Origin of the sequence: Agromyces sp. C10, assembly GCF_023217995.1 — a bacterium.
GTDB lineage: Bacteria > Actinomycetota > Actinomycetes > Actinomycetales > Microbacteriaceae > Agromyces > Agromyces indicus.
Map to the genome: position 1 here is coordinate 1 of NZ_JALPSX010000009.1, position 17,207 is coordinate 17,207.

18 protein-coding genes are annotated in these 17,207 nt (G+C 71.1%); 15 read left to right on the forward strand and 3 right to left on the reverse strand.

The window, feature by feature from the left end:
- The first annotated feature begins 261 nt into the window (after positions 1-261).
- The 9 genes from rpsF to M1L56_RS11165 all read left to right on the forward strand — a co-directional run bounded on the left by rpsF (position 262) and on the right by M1L56_RS11165 (position 8,024).
- Positions 262-645 carry a 30S ribosomal protein S6 gene (gene rpsF / locus M1L56_RS11125; RefSeq protein ID WP_067947518.1) on the forward strand — a complete coding sequence of 128 codons (384 nt, stop codon included), beginning with the start codon at positions 262-264 and terminating at the stop codon, positions 643-645.
- 5 nt (positions 646-650) lie between these two features.
- A complete protein-coding gene (locus M1L56_RS11130) occupies positions 651-1,172 on the forward strand; it encodes a single-stranded DNA-binding protein (RefSeq protein ID WP_067947516.1) in 522 nt (173 codons plus the stop codon).
- Positions 1,173-1,245: 73 nt separating this feature from the next.
- Entirely contained in the window at positions 1,246-1,506 is a 261-nt protein-coding gene (gene rpsR / locus M1L56_RS11135; protein ID WP_067947514.1) for a 30S ribosomal protein S18, read from the forward strand.
- 11 nt (positions 1,507-1,517) lie between these two features.
- A complete protein-coding gene (gene rplI / locus M1L56_RS11140) occupies positions 1,518-1,970 on the forward strand; it encodes a 50S ribosomal protein L9 (protein ID WP_067947512.1) in 453 nt (150 codons plus the stop codon).
- 519 nt (positions 1,971-2,489) lie between these two features.
- Entirely contained in the window at positions 2,490-3,863 is a 1,374-nt protein-coding gene (gene dnaB / locus M1L56_RS11145) for a replicative DNA helicase (protein ID WP_067947502.1), read from the forward strand.
- A gap of 170 nt (positions 3,864-4,033) precedes the next feature.
- Positions 4,034-5,599, forward strand: a complete 1,566-nt coding sequence (locus tag M1L56_RS11150) for a Re/Si-specific NAD(P)(+) transhydrogenase subunit alpha (protein ID WP_248599277.1) — start codon at positions 4,034-4,036, stop codon at positions 5,597-5,599.
- A gap of 36 nt (positions 5,600-5,635) precedes the next feature.
- Positions 5,636-7,048, forward strand: a complete 1,413-nt coding sequence (pntB, locus tag M1L56_RS11155; RefSeq protein WP_231878566.1) for a Re/Si-specific NAD(P)(+) transhydrogenase subunit beta — start codon at positions 5,636-5,638, stop codon at positions 7,046-7,048.
- Between the two features lie 86 nt (positions 7,049-7,134).
- Positions 7,135-7,740: a DUF308 domain-containing protein gene (locus M1L56_RS11160; protein ID WP_248599278.1), complete on the forward strand. Its 606-nt coding sequence runs from the start codon at positions 7,135-7,137 to the stop codon at positions 7,738-7,740.
- The gene (locus M1L56_RS11165) at positions 7,737-8,024 is read left to right on the forward strand and encodes an ABC transporter ATP-binding protein (protein WP_197466978.1); all 288 of its coding nucleotides are present in this window, start codon (positions 7,737-7,739) and stop codon (positions 8,022-8,024) included. The genes M1L56_RS11160 and M1L56_RS11165 overlap by 4 nt, the downstream gene beginning before the upstream one ends.
- 25 nt (positions 8,025-8,049) lie before the next feature.
- On the opposite strand, the gene purB is transcribed toward M1L56_RS11165, so the two are convergent.
- Together purB and M1L56_RS11175 are read right to left on the reverse strand one after the other, a co-directional pair.
- Complete coding sequence (gene purB / locus M1L56_RS11170; RefSeq protein ID WP_248599279.1) at positions 8,050-9,447, reverse strand: adenylosuccinate lyase; 1,398 nt, start codon at positions 9,445-9,447, stop codon at positions 8,050-8,052.
- Positions 9,444-9,971 carry a low molecular weight protein-tyrosine-phosphatase gene (locus tag M1L56_RS11175; protein WP_248599280.1) on the reverse strand — a complete coding sequence of 176 codons (528 nt, stop codon included), beginning with the start codon at positions 9,969-9,971 and terminating at the stop codon, positions 9,444-9,446. Before M1L56_RS11175 ends, purB begins: the two co-directional genes overlap by 4 nt.
- A 176-nt stretch (positions 9,972-10,147) precedes the next feature.
- Between M1L56_RS11175 and M1L56_RS11180 the strand changes: the two genes are divergently transcribed.
- A complete protein-coding gene (locus M1L56_RS11180; protein WP_248599281.1) occupies positions 10,148-10,450 on the forward strand; it encodes a hypothetical protein in 303 nt (100 codons plus the stop codon).
- Positions 10,447-11,952 carry a hypothetical protein gene (locus M1L56_RS11185; protein WP_248599282.1) on the forward strand — a complete coding sequence of 502 codons (1,506 nt, stop codon included), beginning with the start codon at positions 10,447-10,449 and terminating at the stop codon, positions 11,950-11,952. The genes M1L56_RS11180 and M1L56_RS11185 overlap by 4 nt, the downstream gene beginning before the upstream one ends.
- Positions 11,953-11,995: 43 nt before the next feature.
- Here M1L56_RS11185 and M1L56_RS11190 read toward each other — a convergent pair whose 3' ends face one another.
- Positions 11,996-12,376 (reverse strand): phage holin family protein, encoded by a 381-nt coding sequence (locus M1L56_RS11190; RefSeq protein ID WP_067947486.1) that lies wholly within the window; start codon positions 12,374-12,376, stop codon positions 11,996-11,998.
- Positions 12,377-12,428: 52 nt separating this feature from the next.
- Between M1L56_RS11190 and M1L56_RS11195 the strand changes: the two genes are divergently transcribed.
- From M1L56_RS11195 to M1L56_RS11210, 4 genes are all read left to right on the forward strand, one after another.
- Positions 12,429-13,538: a histidinol-phosphate transaminase gene (locus M1L56_RS11195; protein ID WP_248599283.1), complete on the forward strand. Its 1,110-nt coding sequence runs from the start codon at positions 12,429-12,431 to the stop codon at positions 13,536-13,538.
- Between the two features lie 16 nt (positions 13,539-13,554).
- On the forward strand, positions 13,555-14,688 hold the full coding sequence (locus M1L56_RS11200; protein ID WP_248599284.1) for a thiamine pyrophosphate-dependent dehydrogenase E1 component subunit alpha: 1,134 nt from the start codon (positions 13,555-13,557) through the stop codon (positions 14,686-14,688).
- 92 nt (positions 14,689-14,780) lie between these two features.
- Entirely contained in the window at positions 14,781-15,740 is a 960-nt protein-coding gene (locus M1L56_RS11205; protein WP_248599429.1) for an alpha-ketoacid dehydrogenase subunit beta, read from the forward strand.
- Between the two features lie 31 nt (positions 15,741-15,771).
- Complete coding sequence (locus M1L56_RS11210) at positions 15,772-17,202, forward strand: dihydrolipoamide acetyltransferase family protein (RefSeq protein WP_248599285.1); 1,431 nt, start codon at positions 15,772-15,774, stop codon at positions 17,200-17,202.
- Positions 17,203-17,207: the final 5 nt, after the last annotated feature.

Here is a 17,207-nt window from a genome sequence, read left to right on the forward strand (position 1 = left end):
CCCGGGGGGGCCCGGCCCCCCCCCCCGCCACCGCGCGCTCGCGGGACGGGGCGAGCGGGCGAGCGGGGGCGCGGCCGGGGGCGCGGGCGGGGGCGCGGGTGGGCGCGGCGGCGCCGGGGCGGATGTGCGCCGGGAGGCGGCATCCGTTACGATGTGAAGGTTGCCCGTGCGCCGAAGTCTTGGCCTCCGCGGAGCGACGCATGTACACCCTCCTGTCACAGACCGTCTGTGACCGCTGAGTCCGAAGGAGGTGGGTCTGTCATGCACCAGTACGAGCTGATGGTCATCCTCGATCCGTCGATCGACGAGCGCACCGTTGCTCCGAGCCTCGACAAGTTCCTCAACGTCATCCGCAACGACGGTGGCACCGTCGACAAGGTCGACATCTGGGGCAAGCGTCGTCTGGCCTACGAGATCGACAAGAAGTCCGAGGGCATCTACGCCGTCGTCGACTTCACCGCCGAGTCGAAGACCACCAACGAGCTCGACCGCCAGCTGAACCTCAGCGAGGCCGTCATGCGCACCAAGGTCCTCCGTGCGGAAGAGGCGATCGCCCAGGTCGCCGCCGTGAAGAAGGCGGAAGAGGCGAAGGCCGCGAAGAAGGCCGCCGCCGCCGCGAAGGCCCCCGCCAAGAAGGACGCCTAGTCCCCATGGCCGGCGAGACCATCATTACCGTAGTGGGCAACCTCACCGCCGACCCCGAGCTGCGCTACACGCAGTCCGGGCTCGCGGTCGCGAACTTCACGATCGCGTCGACCCCCCGCACGTTCGACCGCCAGGCGAACGAGTGGAAGGACGGCGAGGCCCTCTTCCTGCGCGCGAGCTGCTGGCGCGAGTTCGCCGAGCACGTCGCGGGATCGCTCACCAAGGGAACCCGGGTCATCGCTTCCGGGCGTCTCAAGCAGCGCTCCTACGAGACGAAGGAAGGCGAGAAGCGCACCAGCATCGAGCTCGAGATCGACGAGATCGGCCCGAGCCTGCGCTACGCCACCGCGTCCGTGACGCGCGCCCAGTCCAACCGCGGCGTCGGCGGCGGCGGCTCCTTCGGGGGCGGCGGCGCTAGCAGCCAGTCGGATGACGCGTGGGCGCCCAGCGCTCCCGCGCAGTCCTCGGGCGGCGGCGACGTCTGGAACACCCCGGGCACCAACTACGGCGACGAGACGCCCTTCTAAGGCCTGACGGCCGGCGACGGATGCCACGCGGCATCCGCTCGCACCCAGAATTCACACACGACAGGAAAGTTCAATGGCTGGAAAGAGCAGCGGCGACCGCCGCAAGCCTCGCGGCGGCAAGGGCGCGAAGAACGCCGCCCCCGCGAAGTCCGTCAAGGTCGGCGTCATCGACTACAAGGATGTCGCGACCCTTCGGAAGTTCATCTCGGAGCGCGGCAAGATCCGCGCCCGTCGCATCACCGGTGTCTCCGTGCAGGAGCAGCGCCTCATCGCCCGCGCCGTGAAGAACGCGCGCGAGATGGCGCTCCTGCCCTACTCGGGCTCCGGCCGCTAAGGAGCACGACAATGGCAAAGATCATCCTCACGCACGAGGTGTCGGGTCTCGGCACCGCCGGTGACGTGGTCGAGGTCAAGAACGGGTACGCCCGCAACTACCTCGTCCCCCAGGGTCTCGCGACGCCGTGGACCCGTGGCGGCCAGAAGCAGGTCGACCAGATCAAGGCCGCTCGCGCCGCGCGCGAGCTGCACTCCCTCGAGGACGCGCAGGCGCTCAAGGCCAAGCTCGAGGAGGGCAAGGTCAAGCTGACCGTCAAGGCCGGCCTCGGCGGCCGCCTGTTCGGTTCGGTCAAGACGGCGGATGTCGCGGCTGCGGTCGCCGACGCCGGCCTGGGCCAGATCGACAAGCGCAAGATCGAGATCCCCACGCCGATCAAGTCGGTCGGGGACCACGAGGCGACGGTGAAGCTGCGCGACGACGTGTCCGCGACGATCACCCTCCAGGTGGTCGCGGCCAAGTAGTCGCGAACTCTCACGCACGACGCGGCGGTGGGCGGAATGCCCCCGCCGCGTCGTCGTGCCGGGGGAAGGTCGGCCGCATTCGCCCCGACCGATGAGGCCGCGCGCTGGGCGATTCCTACACCCGCCGAGAACATGAGCGCAAGTCCGCATTTCGGGGACTATCCCCATCGTTGTGCACAGGTGCAACGCCCGCGTCGGTGAGTTCTGAAGAAACTTTTCCCCCACAGGTGTGGATTCCGGGAATCCCTGATCAGCTCAGAATTCAACCGGTGTCATTCACATGATTTCCACAGTTCTCCACAGGCTGATTGCACATGTTGGGCGGCGTTTCGCCCAGTCTCTCCACAAAGTTATCCACAGGCCGTGTTGTGCCCCCCGACCCCCTTGCCTAGGGTGAGTCAGCGTCAGCCGCCGAACCCCCGAGTCGACTTCCGGCCGGGTGTGTGGGCGGGTCCTGATAGTCCTTGGATGAGGGCGACGAGCGGGCGCCCGCATGAGCGAGCGAATCGGAGGAAGCAGTTGTCGATCGCGCATCTCGGGCTCGCCGAACCCCTCGACGACCCCGACGCCCGCCGGGGTGAGCGCACGCCCCCGCACGACCTGCTGGCCGAGCAGAGCACGCTCGGCGGCATGATGCTCTCGAAGGACGCGGTCGCCGACGTCATCGAGACGCTGCGGGGCATCGACTTCTACGTGCCGAAGCACGAGGTCGTCTTCAACGCCATCCTCTCGCTGTACTCGCACGGCGAGCCGACCGACGTCATCGCGGTCACCGACGAGCTCACCAAGACCGGTGAGCTGCATCGCGCCGGCGGCGTCGAGTACCTCCACACCCTCACGAGCCTCGTGCCGACGGCGGCCAATGCGGGGTACTACGCCGAGATCGTCGCCGAGCGCGCGCTGCTGCGCCGCCTGGTCGAAGCGGGCACTCGCATCGTGCAGATGGGCTACGCGGGCGAGGGCGAGGTGGTCGAGCTCGTCAACAACGCGCAGGCCGAGATCTACTCCGTCACCGGCTCGGTCGAGAGCGAAGACTACGTCCCCCTCACCGACGCGATCGGCACGGCGATCGACGAGATCGAGGCGGCCAAGCACACCGACGGCAAGATGACCGGCGTGCCGACCGGATTCGCCGACCTCGACGACCTCACGAACGGCTTCCACCCCGGCCAGATGATCATCGTCGCGGCGCGACCCGCCATGGGTAAGTCCACGCTCGCGCTCGACTTCGCGCGGTCCGCCGCCATTACGCACGACCTCCCGACGATCTTCTTCTCGCTCGAGATGGGCCGCAGCGAGATCGCGATGCGCCTGCTCTCGGCCGAGGCATCCGTGCCGCTGCAGAACATGCGCAAGGGCACCGTCGACACCCGCGACTGGACCACGATCGCGTCGACCCGCGGCCGCATCAACGACGCGCCGCTCTACATCGACGACTCCCCCAACATGACGCTCGTCGAGATCCGTGCGAAGTGCCGCCGGCTGAAGCAGCGCGTGGGCCTGAAGATGGTCGTCATCGACTACCTGCAGCTCATGACGAGCGGCAAGCGCGTCGAGAGCCGACAGCAGGAGGTGTCCGAGTTCTCGCGTGCGCTGAAGCTCCTCGCGAAGGAGCTCCAGGTGCCGGTGCTCGCGCTGTCGCAGCTGAACCGTGGTCCCGAGCAGCGCGCCGACAAGATGCCCGCGCTCTCCGACCTCCGCGAGTCGGGCTCGATCGAGCAGGATGCCGACATGGTGATCCTGCTGCACCGCGAGTCGGCCTACGAGCGCGACAGCCCGCGCGCCGGCGAGGCCGACCTGATCGTGGCGAAGCACCGCAACGGCCCGACCCGCACGGTCACGGTCGCCTTCCACGGGCACTTCTCGCGCTTCGCCGACATGGTGCAGGTCTAGCCCGCCGCCGGCGGCTCTTTCGCTGCGCGAAAGAACGGCCGGAGTTTCGCCGTCATCCCGCCGGAATCATGGAGTCGCGGCCATGCGGGGACATATGGTGATCCCTGCAGCAGTGCCGCCGTCCCCGTCGCCTCGACGCGAGCGGCCCGCCGCGACGAGGAGGAGAGCGAATGACGCGCATCGGCGTCGTCACCGAGCAGGGCTCGGAGACCAGGGTCGCCGCCACGCCGGCGACGGTGAAGCAGTTGATCGGGCTCGGTTACGAGGTGGCGGTCGAGGCTGGCGCGGGCGAGCGTTCCTCGTTCCCGGATGACGCGTACGTCGCCGCCGGCGCGTCGATCGTGCCGACTGCCGAGGCGATCACGAGCGACATCGTGCTCAAGGTCAACGCCCCGACGGACGACGAGATCGCGCAGCTCCGCCCCGGCACCACGCTGGTCAGCCTGCTCAGTCCGGCCCTGCGGCCCGACCTGCTCGAGGCGCTCTCGGCCCGCGGGGTCACCGCGATCGCGCTCGACGCGGTGCCGCGCATCTCGCGCGCGCAGTCGATGGACGTGCTGAGCTCGATGGCCAACATCGCCGGGTACCGGGCGGTCGTCGAGGCCGCGCACGAGTTCGGGCGCTTCTTCACGGGGCAGGTGACGGCCGCCGGCAAGGTGCCGCCGGCGAAGGTCCTCGTGGCCGGCGCCGGAGTCGCGGGCCTCGCGGCCATCGGCGCGGCCTCCAGCCTCGGCGCGATCGTGCGGGCGACCGACCCGCGCCCGGAGGTCGCCGACCAGGTGAAGTCGATCGGCGGCGAGTACCTGAAGGTCGAGGTCGACGAGGTCATGCAGTCGACCGACGGCTACGCGAAGGCGACGAGCGAGGCGTACGACCGGCGCGCGGCCGAGATCTACTCCGAGCAGGCCGCCGACGTCGACATCATCATCACGACGGCGCTGATCCCGGGCCGACCTGCTCCCAGGCTGATCACGGCGGCGGATGTCGCGAGCATGAAGCCCGGCAGCGTCATCGTCGACATGGCAGCCGGCATGGGCGGCAACGTCGAGGGCTCCGTCGCCGGTGAGCGGGTGGTGACCCCGAACGGCGTGGTGATCCTCGGCTACACCGACCTCGCGTCGCGCCTGCCCACGCAGGCGTCGCAGCTGTACGCGACGAACCTCGTGAACCTCGTGAAGCTGCTGACGCCGGGCAAGGACGGGCAGCTCGTGATCGACTTCGACGACATCGTCCAGCGCTCGGTGACGGTCGTGCGCGACGGTGAGACGACGTGGCCGCCCCCGCCCGTGCAGGTGTCGGCGGCTCCGGCGGCGGGGTCGGCGACGAAGGCGGATGCCGCGGCATCCGCTGCCGAACCGAAGCCCAAGCGGCAGCTCACCCCCGCGGGCCGGGCGGGGCTGATCGCCCTCGGCATCGCCGGGCTCTTCCTGCTCAACGCGTTCGCGCCGCAGCCGCTGCCGCAGCACATCACGGTGTTCGTGCTGGCGGTCGTCGCGGGCTTCTACGTGATCAGCAAGGTCGCGCACGCGCTGCACACCCCGCTCATGAGCGTGACCAACGCGATCTCGGGCATCATCATCGTCGGCGCCATCGTGCAGGTCACGAGCGAGGTCCCGGCGGTGCAGGTGCTCGCGTCGATCGCGATCCTCATCGCCAGCATCAACGTCTTCGGCGGGTTCGCGGTGACCCGGCGAATGCTCTCCATGTTCGCCAAGGGCGACCGGGTGAGCAGCTGACCGCGGACCGACGACGACGTCATCGAGGAGCCCCCTGTGCCTGAGACCCTGACCCCCGAATCCATCGCCGGTGCCGCGTACATCGTCGCGGCGCTGCTGTTCATCCTGAGCCTCGCCGGCCTGAGCCGGCATGAGACCGCCCGAGCCGGTGTCGGCTACGGCATCGCCGGCATGGCCATCGCGCTGACCGCGACCATCTGGGTGACCGTGCAGGACGCCTGGGGCGAACCCGGCAGCCTGCTCGGCCTCGTCCTGCTCGTCGTCACCGTGCTGATCGGCGGATCGATCGGCCTCTGGCGAGCCCGCATCGTCGAGATGACGGGCATGCCCGAGCTGATCGCGCTGCTGCACAGCTTCGTCGGCCTCGCGGCCGTGATCGTCGGCTGGAACGGGCACCTCGACCCGCCCGCGCTCGAGGGGGCGCTCGCCGACATCCATCACGCCGAGGTGTTCATCGGCATCTTCATCGGCGGCGTGACCTTCACCGGCTCGATCGTGGCGTTCCTGAAGCTCTCCGCGCGCATGAAGTCGGCGCCGCTCGTGCTGCCGGGCAAGAACGTGATGAACCTCGGCGCGCTCGTCGTGTTCGTCGCGCTCACCGTCTGGTACGTCATGGACTCGCAGCTGTGGCTGCTCGTCGTGGTGACGGCGCTCGCGTTCGCGCTCGGCTGGCACCTCGTCGCCTCGATCGGCGGCGGCGACATGCCGGTGGTCATCTCGATGCTGAACAGCTACTCGGGCTGGGCGGCGGCCGCGGCGGGCTTCCTCCTCAACAACGACCTGCTCATCGTGACCGGCGCCCTCGTGGGCTCGTCGGGTGCCTACCTGTCGTACATCATGTGCAAGGCCATGAACCGGTCGTTCATCTCGGTGATCGCGGGCGGGTTCGGCATCGAGGCGCCCGCCAAGGGCGACACCGACCTCGGCGAGTACCGAGAGATCCAGGCGACGGATGCCGCAGAGCTGCTGAAGTCGGCCGAACGGGTCGTCATCACGCCGGGCTACGGGATGGCCGTGGCGCAGGCCCAGTACCCGGTCGCCGACCTCACCCACAAGCTGCGCGAGCGCGGCGTCGACGTGCGGTTCGGCATCCATCCGGTCGCCGGTCGCCTGCCCGGCCACATGAACGTGCTGCTCGCGGAGGCGAAGGTGCCGTACGACATCGTGGAGGAGATGGACGAGATCAACGACGACCTCGCCACGACGTCCGTCGTGCTCGTCATCGGCGCGAACGACACCGTGAACCCCGCCGCGGCGGAGGACCCGGGAAGCCCCATCGCGGGGATGCCCGTACTGCGGGTCTGGGAGGCGGAGAACGTCATCGTGTTCAAGCGGTCGATGGCATCGGGCTACGCCGGCGTGCCGAACCCGCTGTTCTACCGCGAGAACGCGCAGATGCTCTTCGGCGATGCGAAGGACCGCGTGGAGGACATCCTCAAGGCGCTCTGAGCCGCGCGTGCCCGCGCCGGACGTGAAGTCGGCGCCCAGAGAACGCGGCATAGGATTGTACGGTTCCCCAGTCGAAAGAGGTGGCCGTGGCCGTTGCCCGCGAAACCGCACCGGAACGCGCCGCCGCCTGGCTCGTGCCGGTCGTGCGCGGTGCGCTCGCACTGGTGCCCGCCGCGGTGATCACGTTCTCCCAGGACCACTCCCCCGCCCTCGGGCTCACGGTGTTCGGCGCCTGGGCCGTCGTCGCGGGCGTCGTCGCCGGAGCGCTCGCCGCCCGACTCGTGGCCAACCGCACCGCGCGGTGGGCGGCGGTCGGGAACGGCATCATCACGGCCGCCGCCGGGCTCATCGCCCTCGCGCTGCGCGACACCGCATCGAACGGTGTCGGCGCGTTCACCTTCACCGTGGCGGTGTGGGCGGCGCTGACCGGCATCATCGAGCTCCTCGCCGGACTCCGCCTGCGCGGCCGGTCGACGTCGGCGCGCGACTGGATCGCCGCGGGAGCGCTGACCGCGCTGCTCGCCCTCGTGTTCGTCCTCCTCCCGCTCGATCCCGTCACGGCGGTGGGCCTCCTCGGGGCCTACCTCGTCGTGCTCGGCGTGCTGCTGCTGATCGGCGGGTTCTCGATGAAGTGGGCCGCTGCCGAGCCGGTCGAGGCCGGCGGCGCGGCATCCGGAACGGAGCCCTCGTGACCAACCGCCCAGGCGACGAGCACCGGCCCAGCCGGCGCGACGTGCTGCGCCCCGCCGAGTACGTCGGCGGCGCGGCGATCGCGGCCGTCTTCACGGCCGTCATCGTGTTCTTCGGCACGCGCGACTGGAACCTGACGCTCATCACCGCGGGCGGCGTCTTCATCATCGTGCTGATGGCGCTCGCCCTGCTCTCGATGGCGGTCAAGCCCAACCCGGGCGACCACGGCGACGGCACGGGCGGCGACCCGGCGCGCCGCGACCCGTCGGACGAGCCGCGGCACTGAGGGTTCTCGGTCCGCTCCTTCGGCGCTACTCCGCCGCCGCTGCGCCGAGGCGGTCCACGAGCTCGTCGGCGAGACCCACGTAGGTCGCGGGGGTCAGCGCGAGGAGGCGCTGCTTCGCGGCATCCGTGATCTCGAGGCCCTGCACGAACTCGGCCAGCTCGGCCGCTCCGATGCGCTTGCCGCGGGTCAGTTCCTTCAGCAGCGCGTACGGGTCGGCGATCGTCGAGTCGCCGGCGGCGACCTCGGCACGGATGACGGTCTGGATCGCCTCGCCGAGCACCTCCCAGTTGGCGTCGAGATCGGCGAGGAGCAGGTCGCGATCGAGGTCGATCTCGCCGAGGCCGCGCAGGATGTTGTCGAGCGCGAGCACCGAGTGACCGAAGCCGACCCCGATGTTGCGCTGCGAGCTCGAGTCGGTGAGGTCGCGCTGCAGCCGGCTCGTGACGAGCGTCGCCGCGAGGGAGTCGAGGACCGCGGACGAGAGCTCGAGGTTCGCCTCGGCGTTCTCGAAGCGGATCGGGTTGACCTTGTGGGGCATGGTCGACGATCCGGTCGCGCCCGCGGCCGGGATCTGCCGGAAGTAGCCGAGCGAGATGTAGGTCCAGATGTCGGTCGCGAGGTTGTGCAGCACCCGGTTCGCGTGTGCGATGCGACCGTAGAGCTCGGCCTGCCAGTCGTGCGACTCGATCTGGGTGGTCAGCGGGTTCCAGGTGAGGCCGAGCGCCTCGACGAACTCGCGCGACACGGTCGGCCAGTCGACGTCGGGCGCCGCGACGACGTGGGCGGAGAAGGTGCCGGTCGCGCCGGAGAACTTGCCCAGGTACTCGGTCGCCTCGATCTGGCGGAGGATGCGCTCGAGGCGGTGCGCGAAGACCGCGAGCTCCTTGCCCATGGTCGTCGGCGTCGCCGGCTGCCCGTGCGTGCGCGACAGCATCGCTGCGTCGCGGTGCTCGTGGGCGAGCCCGATGAGCTTGGCGATGACGGCCCGGTACTTCGGCAGCCACACCTGGGCCACCGCATCGCGAACCGTGAGCGCGTAGGACAGGTTGTTGATGTCCTCGCTCGTGCACGCGAAGTGGGTCAGCTCGGCGAGGTGCGACAGGCCGAGCTCCTCGAGCCGGCCCCGCACGTAGTACTCGACGGCCTTCACGTCGTGGCGGGTGGTCGCCTCGAACCGCGCCAGCTCGTCGATGTCGGCCTGCGCGAAGTCGGTCACGATCGCGCGGAGGGCCTGCTTCTCGGCATCCGTCAACGGCGACGTACCGAAGAACCCGCGGTCGGTCTGCGCGATCAGCCACTCGACCTCGACGTGCACGCGTGCGCGATTGAGTCCCGCCTCGGAGAGGTGCTCCCCGAGGTCGCCGACCGCGGCACGGTACCGGCCGTCGAGGGGGCTGAGCGGCTGAGGAGGCAGCGAGGTCATCGGTTTCCTTGTCTGAGTGCGGGGGCGAGTTGCCGGAACAGCGCCGACGTCGACCGCTCTATCATCCCAAGAACCCGATCGAAGGTCGCATCGTCGCTGTAGTACGGGTCCGGGACGTCCTGGAGCGGCGACAGCTCCGGATCGAACTCGAGCAGCAGCCGCACCTTGTGCTCGTCGGGCAGGTTGCGGGCCCAGTTCCGCAGCACCCGCGACTGCCCGCGGTCGAAGGCGACGACGAGATCGAGCCGTGCGAAGTCGGCGGGATCGAACTGCCTCGCGCGGTGGCGGCTCGCGTCGTACCCGGCGCGTTCGAGTGCCGCGAGCGTGCGGTGGTCGGCGCGTTCGCCGACGTGCCAGTCCCCGGTCGCGGCCGACTCGATGGCGATCCGCTCACCGAGGCCCGCGCGGTCGGCGAGGGAGCGCAGCACCACCTCGGCCATCGGCGACCGGCAGATGTTGCCGGTGCACACGAACGAGACGCGGAAGCGCTGCGCGGAGTCCGCGACGGGATCCGCTGGCGTCATGCCCCTATTGTGGACGAGCTCGCGCGGTTCGCACAGGGCCGGAAGGCTCGCTCGCCCGCGGTGCCGTGGGGGCGCGCGGGCGCGACCCGTCCTCCACACGCGGCGCTGCGGACCGGCCCGCGCACCGACGCGGCCGATCTCGCCCCGGAGGCGGCCGCCGAACCGAGACTCGACGGGTGACCGCACTCATCGACGCCACGGCGGCAGCGCACGCCGCCGCCCTCACGACGCGCAGAGCCGAGGCGCTCGAGCGCGAGCTGTACGCGCTGCGGGTCCTCCGCGCCGAGATCCAGCAGCTCCGACCCGGGCTGCTGCTCGATCGACTCGACGGATGGCACGCCGGCGCAGCCGATCACTACGCCGAGCGCGTGCGCGACATCCGCCTCGCCCTCGCGGGTGCCGAGCACGTGATGCACGATGCCGAGCACGCCCTCGCCGCCGGCGTCGATGCGCTGCGCCGGAGGGGCGCCGCGTCGTGAGCGACCTCACCATCCGCGGCGGAGGTGCGGTGTCGGTCGAGACGGAGGCGCTGACGGCCGAGGCGGTCCGCCTGGGTGTGGTGGGTCGCATCCTCGAGGGGTGGGCGTCCAGGGCCGGCGGGATCCAGGACCGCCTGGCGGAGATCGCCTGGGGCGACGCCGACCCGGGTCCGCAGATCGCCGTCCGCGAGCTCGACACCGCACTGGCCGGTTTCCGCACGGCGGCCGCCGACACCGCATCGTTGTCCTCCTCGCTCCACTGGAGCGCGGCGGGCTACGGCGCCGCGGAGTGGCTGGCCACGTTCGGGGGCGACCTCGGGGCGCGCATCACGTCGGGGATGCTCGGCATGGCCGCGCCGGGACTGCTCCTGAGCGGGGCCTCGGCTGCGGTGCTCCTCGCTCCGGGCTTCGCGTTCGGCGCCGTCATCGCAGGGCCCGAGGGCGTCGCGGCAGTGAGCGCGCTCGTCGAGCAGCGGGGGCTCCCGGTCCTCTCCGATCCCGCGTTCGTGTCGATCGTGCGCGCCGCCGGCGGCACGCTCGACGAGTTCATCGCCGGCCTGTTCCGGTCGGGTGGGCTGTTCGGCGTCGGAGCGGCGCTCGGCGCCCCGGAGAACGCGGCGTTGCTGCTGGCGGCGGCATCGGCGGTCGGGCTCGTCACCGGGGCTCGGGCACTGCGGGAGACGGAGGTCCGGATCGACCGATGGTCCGCGACACCGGCTTCGACGGTGTCGCCGCTCGGCCCGTCGCGTTCCGGCCCGCCCGTCGGCTTCGCCGACCTGGCCGAGCGCGTCCCCTCAGGACCGCCCGGCGCTCCCCAGATCCGCATCGAACGGTACGAGGCGGCGGACGGACCCCGGTGGATCGTGTACTCGAGCGGGACCGTCGACTTCGGCGCGGTCCCGCAGCACGAGCCCTACGACGCGACCTCGAACCTCCACATGGTGGCGGATGCCTCGGCGCCCGCCGGCGCCGTCGGGCTGCCCGCGCAGTCGGCGGCCGGCGAACGCGCAGTGCGTGCGGCGATGGAGGCGGCCGGGGTGGCGCCCGGTGATCCGGTGCTGCTCGCCGGCCACTCCGCCGGCGGCACCATCGCGGCCAACCTCGCGGCGGATCCAGAGCTGAACGTGGTGGGCGCCGTGAGCCTCGGCGGACCGGTGGCACAGGTGGCGAGCGGGTCGACGCCCCTGGTGTCGGTCGAGCACGCGGAGGACCTCGTCCCGGCGACGGCGGGGCACGGCGTCACGGCCGACGGTCGGCTGGCGGTCGAGCGCAGCCTCGGGCGGCTCGAGCCGACCCTCGCCCATCCCCTCCCGGCGCACAGCCTGACGGCCTACCGCGAGACGGCGGGGTTGCTCGACGACTCCGACGACGCGCGGCTGGCCGAGTTCCGAAGGCTCCTCGAGGCGCACACGGGTGGCGCGTCCGCCGTGACGACCGAGTGGCACGCCGAACGCGTGAGCCCACCGGGGCCCGAACCGGGATCGGGGTCGGGGTGCCGGTAGCGCCCCGGGGAGCCTCGCCGGGACGTGGTCGGTCGCGCGGCCGTCAGTCGCGCGGACGCACGACCAGCCCGATGAGCCAGCTGATGAGTCCGAGCACGAGGGCACCGAGCACGCCCCACCAGAACCCGTCGACCTCGAGGCCGAAGCCCATGAGGTCGCTAAGCCAGTTCACGATCAGCAGCAGCAGCCCGTTGACGATGAACGAGATCAGGCCGAGCGTGAGCACGTACAGCGGGAAGGCGACGATGCGGATCAGAGTGCCGATCGTGGCGTTGACGATGCCGAAGATCAGCGCGACGAGCAGGTACGTGACCACGGTCGCGATGTCGGTGTCCTCGTATGGAACGACGCGCACGCCCGAGACGATGAGCGTCGTGAGCCACAGGGCGAACGCCGAAACGATGACCTTCACGAAGAAGCGCATGCCTCCACTATGTCAGCGGACGCCGCGCGACCGAAGAGGTACGGTGGAATCCGTGACCGCACCGGAGCCCACGACCACGCACGTGCGCCTGCGACCCGAGATCGCCGCGCTTCCGCCGTACCGACAGGGCCGACCGGCGCCCGAGAACGGCTTCAAGCTCTCGAGCAACGAGAACCCGTGGGGCCCGGTGCCCGAGGTCGAGCGGGCCATCGCGGCCGCCGCGGCCGAGGTCAACCGGTACCCGGATGCCACGGCGCTGAGCCTCCGCGAGCGCCTCGCCGAGCGCTGGGCGGTCTCCCCCGACGAGGTCCTGGTCGGCGCGGGCTCCGTGTCGCTACTCGCCCAGTTCGTGCTGGCCGCGGCGCAGCCCGGCGACGAGGTCATCTACTCGTGGCGCTCGTTCGAGGCGTACCCCGGGCTCGTCACGGTCGCCGGTGCCACGAGCGTGCAGGTGCCCAACCGCCCCGACCACGGACACGACCTCGACGCGATGGCCGATGCCGTCACCGAGCGCACGCGGGTGGTCATCGTCTGCTCCCCCAACAACCCGACCGGCGTCGCCGTCACGCGCGAGGAGTTCGCGCGGTTCATGGAGCGCGTGCCCGCCGACCGCCTCGTCATCCTCGACGAGGCGTATGCCGAGTTCGTGCGCGACGACGCGGCGGTCGACGGCAGCGAGCTCACGGGGCGCCACCCCAACCTCGTGGTGCTCCGGACCTTCTCGAAGGCCTACGGCCTGGCCGGGGTCCGCGTCGGCTACGCGATCGGACCGGTGCCCATCCTCGACGCGGCACGCGCGACGGCCATCCCGCTCGGCGTCACGGCGGTCGCCACGGCCGGCGCGATCGCCGCCATCCAGCCCGAGGCCGAGGCCGAACTGCTGCGCCGCGTCGACGTCCTGGCGCGCCGTCGCGATGCGCTCCGCGCCGACCTGATCGCGCAGGGGTGGCCGATCCCGGAGGCGCAGGGCAACTTCGTCTGGCTGCCGACGGGCGACCGGACGGCCGAGGTCGCCGAGCGCCTCTTCGAGTCGGGAATCGTGGCGCGGGCCTTCCCGGGCGACGGCATCCGCGTTTCCGTCGGCGAGGAGGAGTCTGTGGACCTGCTCCTAAGGGTTCTCGGGGAGCTTGTCGGTCCTTCACAAGAAGGGCCCTCCACCTAGCGGGTACCGTGGAACGGTGGCAGCCCCCTCACGCGAGTTCACCGCCCCGACCCTCCAGCTCCTCACGCACGAGGGCGAGCTGCGGCCGTCGGCCGAGGCCGAGCCGTACCTCCCCATCATCGAGGCGCTGCCGGATGCCGCGCTCGAGCAGTTCTACCGCGACATGGCGATCTCCCGGCGCATCGACGTCATGGGCGCCAACCTCCAGCGGCAGGGCCAGCTCGCCCTGTGGGTCCCGAGCCACGGCCAGGAGGCCGCCCAGGTCGGGTCCGCCCGTGCCGCCCGGCCGCAGGACCACATTTTCCCGTCGTACCGCGAGCACGTCGTCGGCATGATCCGCGGCCTCGACCCGGTCGACATCGTCAAGCTGCTGCGCGGCGTGACCCTCGGCGGGTGGAACCCCGCCGAGAACGGCAACTTCCACCTGTACACGCTCGTGCTCGCGTCGCAGACGCTGCACGCGACCGGCTACGCGATGGGCCTGCAGTTCGATCGCGCGACCGCCACCGGCGATCCCGAGACGGATGCCGCGGTGCTCGTGTACTACGGCGACGGCTCCACCTCGCAGGGTGACGCCAGCGAGGCCCTCGTCTTCGCGAGCAGCTACCAGACGCCGCAGGTGTTCTTCGTGCAGAACAACCAGTGGGCGATCTCGGTCCCGGTGTCGCGCCAGTCGCGCAGCCCGCTGTCGCTCCGCGGCGGCGGCTTCGGCATGCCCGGCATCCGCATCGACGGCAACGACGTGCTCGCGAGCTACGCGGTGACCCGGCAGGCGCTCGAGGAGGCGCGCTCGGGCGTCGGTCCGAGCCTCATCGAGGCCGTGACCTACCGCATGGGCGCGCACACCACCGCCGACGACCCGACGAAGTACCGCACCGACGACGAGGTCGAGTACTGGACGGAGCGCGACCCCATCACGCGGTACCGCACATGGCTCGAGGCCCGCGGTGCGTCATCCGCCTTCTTCGACGAGGTCGACGCCGAGGCGGCGGACGTCGCGGGCGACCTGCGTCGCCGCGCGCTCGACGCCACCGCTCCCCCGCGGTCGGCGATCTTCGAGCACGTGTACAGCGACCCGCACCCCGTGGTCGAGGCCCAGGCCGCGTGGCTCGAGGCGTACGAGAACTCGTTCGAGGGAGAAGGCCAGTGAGCGTCGAGACCGTGTCCACGTCGGCCGAGACCGAGACCACGGGCGCAGCGGATGCCGCGGCGCCGGCGCTGCGCGGCGTCCACACGCTGTCGATGGCGAAGGCCATCACCGCGGGGCTGCGCGAGGCCATGCGCAACGACCCGAAGGTCCTCCTCATGGGCGAGGACATCGGCCGCCTGGGCGGCGTCTTCCGCGTGACCGAGGGCCTGCTCGACGAGTTCGGCGACCAGCGCGTGCTCGACACCCCGCTCGCGGAGTCCGGCATCGTGGGCTCCGCGATCGGGCTCGCGATGCGCGGATACCGGCCCGTGGTCGAGATCCAGTTCGACGGCTTCATCTTCCCGGCGTTCGACCAGATCACCTCGCAGCTCAGCCGGCTGACCCTGCGTCACGACGGCACGCTGTCGATGCCCGTGGTCATCCGGGTGCCCTACGGCGGCCACATCGGCTCGATCGAGCACCACCAGGAGAGCCCCGAGGCGTATTTCGCCCACACGCCGGGCCTCCGCGTCGTCGCGCCCTCCTCGCCGCACGACGCCTACTGGATGATCCAGGAGGCGATCGCGTCGAACGACCCGGTGCTGTTCTTCGAGCCGAAGAGCCGCTACTGGGGCAAGGGCCCGGTCGACCACGACCACTCCGGCCTCCCGCTGCACTCGAGCCGCGTCATCCGCAAGGGCGACGACGTCACGGTGGTGGGCCACGGCGCGATGGTCGCGACGCTCCTGCAGGCCGCCGACATCGCCGCCGAGGAGGGCCGCAGCCTCGAGGTCGTCGACCTCCGCTCCCTCTCCCCCATCGACTACGGGCCCATCCTCGATTCCGTGCAGCGCACGGGCCGACTCGTGGTCGCGCAGGAGGCGTACGGGTTCGTGAGCGTCGGATCCGAGATCGCCGCGACCGTCGCCGAGCGCGCCTTCTACTCGCTGGAGGCGCCGGTGCTGCGCGTGTCGAGCTTCGACACGCCATTCCCGCCCGCCGCGCTCGAGACCGAGTACCTCCCGAGCGCCGACCGCGTGCTCGAGGCCGTCGACCGCTCGATGGCGTACTGACCGCACCCGACGCATCACCCCGAGGAGCACCATGAGTGAGATCCGGTTCCCGCTTCCCGACGTGGGCGAGGGCCTCACCGAGGCCGAGATCGTCCAGTGGCGCGTCGCGCCCGGGGACCGCATCGCCCTCGACCAGGTCTTCGTCGAGATCGAGACCGCGAAGTCGCTCGTCGAGCTGCCCAGCGCCTACGAGGGCACCGTGGCGGAGCTGCTGGTCGAGGAGGGCCGCACCGTCGACGTGGGCACGCCGATCCTGGTCATCCGAACGGATGCCGCCAACGGCATGTCTTCTGCTCCGGCCGCTCCCGCCTCATCGGGGACGGCGGCTGCGGCTCCGTCCGAGGCGGCCGCGCCGCCTGCCCCGCCCGCGGCAGCGGCCGAGGAGGCCGGCGGGGCGGTCCTCGTCGGCCACGGCAGCACCGGTCCGACGAACAGCCGGCGGCGGCGGCATCCGTCACCCGGCGGGGCGCACGAGCACCTCGCACCGCCCGCGCCGGCACCGGCCGAGCCGGCGCCCGCGCGGCTGCCGGCCTCGGCGATCGCCGCCGAACCGCCCGTCGCGACGGCGCCGTCGCGCCCGGCGGAGCGTTACGACGCGGGCGTCCCCGTCATCGCGAAGCCGCCGATCCGCAAGCTCGCGAAGGATCTCGGCGTCGACCTGTCGCGCGTCACGCCGACGGGACCGATCGGCGACATCACCCGCGACGACGTGATCCGCGACGCGCAGCAGGCGAGCGTGTTCCGCAACATCCAGACGCCCGAGGCGCCGACCGATCGCGAGACCCGCATTCCCGTGAAGGGCGTGCGCAAGGCGATCGCGCAGACGATGGTCCAGAGTGCATACTCCGCGCCGCATGTGTCGGTGTTCGTCGACGTGGACGCCACGCGCACCATGGAGTTCGTCAAGCGACTGAAGGCGTCGCCGGACTTCGCCGGCGTCAAGGTCTCGCCGCTGCTGATCATGGCGAAGGCGATGATCTGGGCCGCTCGCCGGAACCCCACCGTGAACGCGCAGTGGACGGACGACGAGATCATCGTCAAGCACTACGTGAACCTCGGCGTGGCCGCGGCGACCCCCCGGGGGCTCATCGTGCCGAACGTCAAGGAGGCGCAGGCCATGTCGATGGTCGAGCTCGCGGCAGCGCTCGAGCAGTTGACGCTCACGGCGCGCGAGGGCAAGACGCAGCCCGCCGAGATGCAGGGCGGCACGATCACCATCACGAACATCGGCGTCTTCGGCATGGACACCGGTACGCCGATCCTCAACACGGGCGAGGTGGCGATCGTCGCCCTCGGGACGATCAAGCAGAAGCCGTGGGTCGTGGACGGCGAGGTGCGGCCGCGCTACGTGACGACGATCGGGGGGTCGTTCGACCACCGCGTGGTCGACGGGGACGTGGCGAGCCGGTTCCTGGCGGACGTGGCGTCGATCATCGAGGAGCCGGCGCTCCTGCTCGAGTGAGCCCG

Coding starts and splice junctions, on each gene's coding strand:
- rpsF (WP_067947518.1), top strand. CDS start 262: ATGCACCAGTACGAGCTGATGGTCATCCTCGATCCGTCGATCGACGAG.
- M1L56_RS11130 (WP_067947516.1), top strand. CDS start 651: ATGGCCGGCGAGACCATCATTACCGTAGTGGGCAACCTCACCGCCGAC.
- rpsR (WP_067947514.1), top strand. CDS start 1,246: ATGGCTGGAAAGAGCAGCGGCGACCGCCGCAAGCCTCGCGGCGGCAAG.
- rplI (WP_067947512.1), top strand. CDS start 1,518: ATGGCAAAGATCATCCTCACGCACGAGGTGTCGGGTCTCGGCACCGCC.
- M1L56_RS11150 (WP_248599277.1), top strand. CDS start 4,034: ATGACGCGCATCGGCGTCGTCACCGAGCAGGGCTCGGAGACCAGGGTC.
- purB (WP_248599279.1), bottom strand. CDS start 9,447: ATGACCTCGCTGCCTCCTCAGCCGCTCAGCCCCCTCGACGGCCGGTAC.
- M1L56_RS11175 (WP_248599280.1), bottom strand. CDS start 9,971: ATGACGCCAGCGGATCCCGTCGCGGACTCCGCGCAGCGCTTCCGCGTC.
- M1L56_RS11190 (WP_067947486.1), bottom strand. CDS start 12,376: ATGCGCTTCTTCGTGAAGGTCATCGTTTCGGCGTTCGCCCTGTGGCTC.
- M1L56_RS11205 (WP_248599429.1), top strand. CDS start 14,781: ATGGCGAAGGCCATCACCGCGGGGCTGCGCGAGGCCATGCGCAACGAC.
- M1L56_RS11210 (WP_248599285.1), top strand. CDS start 15,772: ATGAGTGAGATCCGGTTCCCGCTTCCCGACGTGGGCGAGGGCCTCACC.